Genomic DNA, 4,616 nt, shown 5'->3' on the forward strand with positions numbered 1-4,616 from the left:
AGATCGCAGCCTTCGGCAGCTCCTACCTTGGAATGCATATCCCTGTAGGAGCTGCCGAAGGCTGCGATCTTTTTGCTTTCTGACACGACACATCTATACAACCTCCTTACAATCCCTCCTTTGTCAGCTGCCTGAGCAAGGATTCTGCATGCAAGCCGCCAACCCGCGTCGCGGGTACATTCTGGGCCTGAGCGCCTACATCATCTGGGGCCTGTTCCCGATCTATTTCAAAGCCATTGCCGAAGTCCCGGCTGTCGAGATCATCATCCACCGGGTGCTGTGGTCGGCGCTGTTCGGTGCGTTGCTGCTGATGGTGTGGAAACACCCGGGCTGGCTGCGCGAGTTGCTCGACAATCCCAAGCGCCTGGCGATTCTGGCTCTGAGCGGCACGCTGATCGCGGCCAACTGGCTGACCTACGTGTGGTCGGTGAACAACGGCCGCATGCTCGAGGCGAGTCTGGGTTACTACATCAATCCGCTGGTCAACGTGCTGTTGGGCATGGTGATCCTTGGCGAACGGCTGCGGCGCATGCAGTGGGTCGCGGTCGGTCTCGCGGCCATCGGCGTAGCGCAGCAGGTGTGGCAGGTCGGCAGTCTGCCGTGGGTGTCGCTGGCGCTGGCGCTGACCTTCGGTTTCTATGGCCTGATCCGCAAGCAGGCGCCGGTCAAGGCGCTGCCGGGGCTAGTAGTGGAAACCTGGATGCTGGTGCCGATCGCAATTGCGTGGTTGCTGTTCAATCAGACTGCGACGAGTGTGCAGCCGGCTTTCTGGACCACCTCCGAAGCCTGGTGGCTGGTGGCTGCCGGGCCGGTGACGCTGGTGCCGCTGGTGTGTTTCAACGCCGCCACCCGCCACTTGCCCTACACCACCATCGGCTTCCTGCAATACATCGCGCCGACGCTGGTGTTGCTGCAAGCCGTGCTGCTGTTTGGCGAGCATTTGTCGTCCAGCACGCTGGTCGCGTTCATGTTTATCTGGGCCGGTCTGGCGGTCTATAGCATTGATGCGTGGATAAGTTTGCGCCGGCGCGCCTGATCAAAAAACGCACAAACCTCTACAGGCGACGGTTCTCGTGGCCTGCACCGTTCCTTCCCAAGCTTATCCACAGCCTGATCCCCGCCGTTTGTGCGCAAGTCGCTGAATATTGGCGGTTTTTTGATCAACCTGCGCAAAGCCACGGCCGGCGTGGCGTGGCGGTCTGTCTCTACAGGTTATCCACAGGCAGGTGCACGTTAAACCTGAATAACCCTGTCTGCGCTTAAACCTCTGTGCGTAACACCAATTCGACCATCAGATCATCGGCCAGGGTTTCCAGGCGCGCCTGCAAAACGTCGAGCGACAAGGTGAGTGGTACCGCCAGAATCGCCTCAGCGTGAAACAGCGGCTCGCTGCTCATCGGCGCCGGGCGCACCTCAGTTACCAGTCGCTCCAGGTTTACGCCCTGCTCGCTCAAGAGCCGAGTGATATCGCGGACGATACCCGGCCGGTCATTGCCGACCAGTTCCATGGCGATCGGTTTCCACGTGCAGGACTGCTCCACTCCGCTTTCGGCAATCAATACCCGAATGCCATGGGCCGACAGCGCTTGCAGGGCATCGACCAGTTCGTCGTAAGCCTCCGCCGGCACGCCCACGCGCAGAATTCCGGCGAACTGCCCGGCCATGCGTGACATGCGGCTTTCCAGCCAGTTGCCGCCGTGCTCGGCAATGCATTGGGCGATGCGCTCGACCTGCCCGGGCTTGTCCGGGGCGAAAACGGTGAGTACGAGATGGTCCATGGCGCAGCCCTCTTGTCATGACTTTTGTTATCGAAGGGCAAGTATAGGCAAGCGGATTGATTCAGCCTGACCCAGTGTTGGCAGATGATGACCTGTGGCGAGGGGATTTATCCCCGTCCGGCTGCGCAGCAGTCGTGAGTCCTGCCAATTGGGTCTGCCAGCCGGACCGCAGGGGGCGGCTTCGCCACCCAACGGGGATAAATCCCCTCGCCACAAATCGTTACACCCAAATTGCTCCTTAGCAGGCCCACAGTAATTATGTGTACAACTTTTGATATTTAGCTGGAACAATCCAATGCTTTTTTGAGAACATCCGGTTCCGCGACGTGACCGCAATGCGTCATGAGGTCGCAGAACGACGTAATTAGTCTGATTTTCACAAGCGCAACTCATCATGTAGTATGCCGCAGCGCGCACTACATAACGCTGGATCGATGTCTGCCCAAGGCCCTTCGCAACCCTGAAAGCCCCGTCAGCAAGGCCTCCAAGCCGTTGATTGGTCCTAGCCCAGCCGCCAGTAATGGCATGTACTGGTCCGCAGGTTTGTGGTTTAAATGGCCGGAAGCTTCATTGTTAAATTGACGAGCTGAAAAGCGAAATAGCTGAGCAGAGTGAGGCAAGCAATGACTGAACACGTTCAAGTCGGTGGCCTGCAGGTCGCCAAAGTCCTGTTCGACTTCGTGAACAACGAAGCCATTCCCGGTACCGGCCTCACCGCCGAACAATTCTGGGAAGGTGCCGACAAGGTCATTCACGACCTGGCGCCGAAGAACAAAGCCCTACTCGCCAAACGCGATGATTTCCAGGCGCGCATCGATGCCTGGCATCAGCAGCATGCCGGCCAGGCGCACGATGCCGTGGCCTACAAAGCTTTCCTGCAAGAGATCGGTTATCTGCTGCCAGAAGCGGCTGATTTCCAGGCGACGACGCAAAACGTCGACGATGAAATCGCCCGCACCGCCGGCCCGCAACTGGTCGTGCCGGTGATGAATGCGCGCTTCGCGCTCAATGCTTCGAACGCCCGCTGGGGTTCGCTGTACGACGCCCTCTACGGCACCGACGCGATCAGCGAAGACGGCGGCGCGGAAAAAGGCAAAGGCTACAACAAGGTGCGTGGCGACAAAGTCATCGCTTTCGCCCGTGCTTTCCTCGACGAAGCCGCACCACTGGCCGCCGGCTCCCACGTCGATTCGACCGGCTACAAGATCGCTGACGGCAAACTGGTCGTGACGCTCAAGGGCGGCAGCAACAGCGGCCTGCGCGATGACGCTCAGTTGATCGGTTTCCAGGGTGACGCCAACGCACCGATCGCCGTTCTGCTCAAGCACAACGGCCTGCACTTCGAAATCCAGATCGATGCCAGCACCCCGGTCGGCCAGACCGATGCCGCCGGGGTCAAAGACATCCTCATGGAAGCGGCGCTGACGACGATCATGGACTGCGAAGACTCCGTGGCCGCCGTCGATGCCGACGACAAAGTGGTGATCTACCGCAACTGGCTCGGCCTGATGAAGGGCGACCTGTCGGAAGAGGTCGCCAAGGGCGGCCAGACCTTCACCCGCACCATGAACCCGGATCGCACCTACACCGCGCCCAACGGCGGTGAAGTGACCCTGCACGGTCGTTCGCTGTTGTTCGTGCGCAACGTCGGCCATCTGATGACCATCGATGCGATCCTCGACAGTCAAGGCAACGAAGTACCGGAAGGCATCCTCGATGGTCTGGTGACTTGCCTGGCCGCAATGCACAACCTCAACGGCAACACCTCGCGGCGCAATACCCGCACCGGTTCGGTGTACATCGTCAAACCGAAAATGCACGGCCCGGAAGAAGCGGCGTTCACCAACGAGCTGTTCGGGCGCATCGAAGACGTCCTGCGCTTGCCGCGTAACACCCTGAAAGTCGGGATCATGGACGAGGAGCGCCGCACCACGGTCAACCTCAAGGCTTGCATCAAGGCCGCCAGCGAGCGCGTAGTGTTCATCAACACCGGTTTCCTCGACCGCACCGGCGACGAAATCCACACCTCCATGGAGGCCGGCCCAGTGGTGCGCAAGGCGGACATGAAGGCCGAGAAGTGGATCGGTGCCTACGAAAACTGGAACGTCGATATCGGTCTGAGCACTGGCCTGCAAGGTCGTGCGCAGATCGGTAAAGGCATGTGGGCCATGCCGGATCTGATGGCAGCGATGCTCGAGCAGAAAATCGCTCACCCCCTCGCCGGCGCCAACACTGCCTGGGTGCCATCGCCGACCGCCGCTGCGCTGCACGCGCTGCACTACCACAAGGTCGATGTGTTTGCGCGTCAGGCCGAACTGGCCAAACGTGCGCGCGCTTCGGTGGACGACATCCTGACCATTCCATTGGCAGTGAACCCAAGCTGGACACCAGAGCAGATCAAGAACGAACTGGACAACAACGCCCAGGGCATTCTCGGTTACGTGGTGCGCTGGATCGACCAGGGTGTCGGCTGCTCGAAAGTGCCGGATATCAACGACGTTGGCCTGATGGAAGACCGTGCGACGCTGCGTATCTCCAGCCAGCACATCGCCAACTGGCTGCGCCACGGTATCGTCAGCCAAGAGCAAGTGATGGAAAGCCTCAAGCGCATGGCGCCGGTGGTTGACCGCCAGAACGCCAACGACCCACTGTATCGCCCGCTGGCACCGGACTTCGACAGCAACATCGCCTTCCAGGCGGCGGTCGAACTGGTCATCGAAGGCACCAAGCAACCGAACGGCTACACCGAGCCGGTGCTGCACCGTCGTCGTCGCGAGTTCAAGGCCAAGAATGGTCTGTGACTTGAGTTGATGGTTGGAATGAAAAAGGCCCTGATCG

General features: G+C 60.0%; 3 protein-coding genes. 2 read left to right on the plus strand and 1 reads right to left on the minus strand.

Annotation, left to right across the window (positions count from 1 at the left end):
- Positions 1–148 precede the first annotated feature (148 nt).
- A complete protein-coding gene (gene rarD / locus F8N49_RS25710) occupies positions 149–1,036 on the plus strand; it encodes an EamA family transporter RarD (RefSeq protein WP_122751572.1) in 888 nt (295 codons plus the stop codon).
- Between the two features lie 223 nt (positions 1,037–1,259).
- Here rarD and F8N49_RS25715 read toward each other — a convergent pair whose 3' ends face one another.
- On the minus strand, positions 1,260–1,778 hold the full coding sequence (locus tag F8N49_RS25715; RefSeq protein ID WP_016772854.1) for a glycine cleavage system protein R: 519 nt from the start codon (positions 1,776–1,778) through the stop codon (positions 1,260–1,262).
- A 623-nt stretch (positions 1,779–2,401) separates the two neighbouring features.
- On the opposite strand from F8N49_RS25715, the gene F8N49_RS25720 reads away from it, so the two are divergent.
- Positions 2,402–4,579, plus strand: a complete 2,178-nt coding sequence (locus tag F8N49_RS25720; RefSeq protein ID WP_073476506.1) for a malate synthase G — start codon at positions 2,402–2,404, stop codon at positions 4,577–4,579.
- Positions 4,580–4,616: the final 37 nt, after the last annotated feature.

It is taken from the genome of Pseudomonas sp. GXM4 (assembly GCF_008923895.1).
In the GTDB taxonomy this organism is placed as follows: domain Bacteria; phylum Pseudomonadota; class Gammaproteobacteria; order Pseudomonadales; family Pseudomonadaceae; genus Aquipseudomonas; species Aquipseudomonas atacamensis.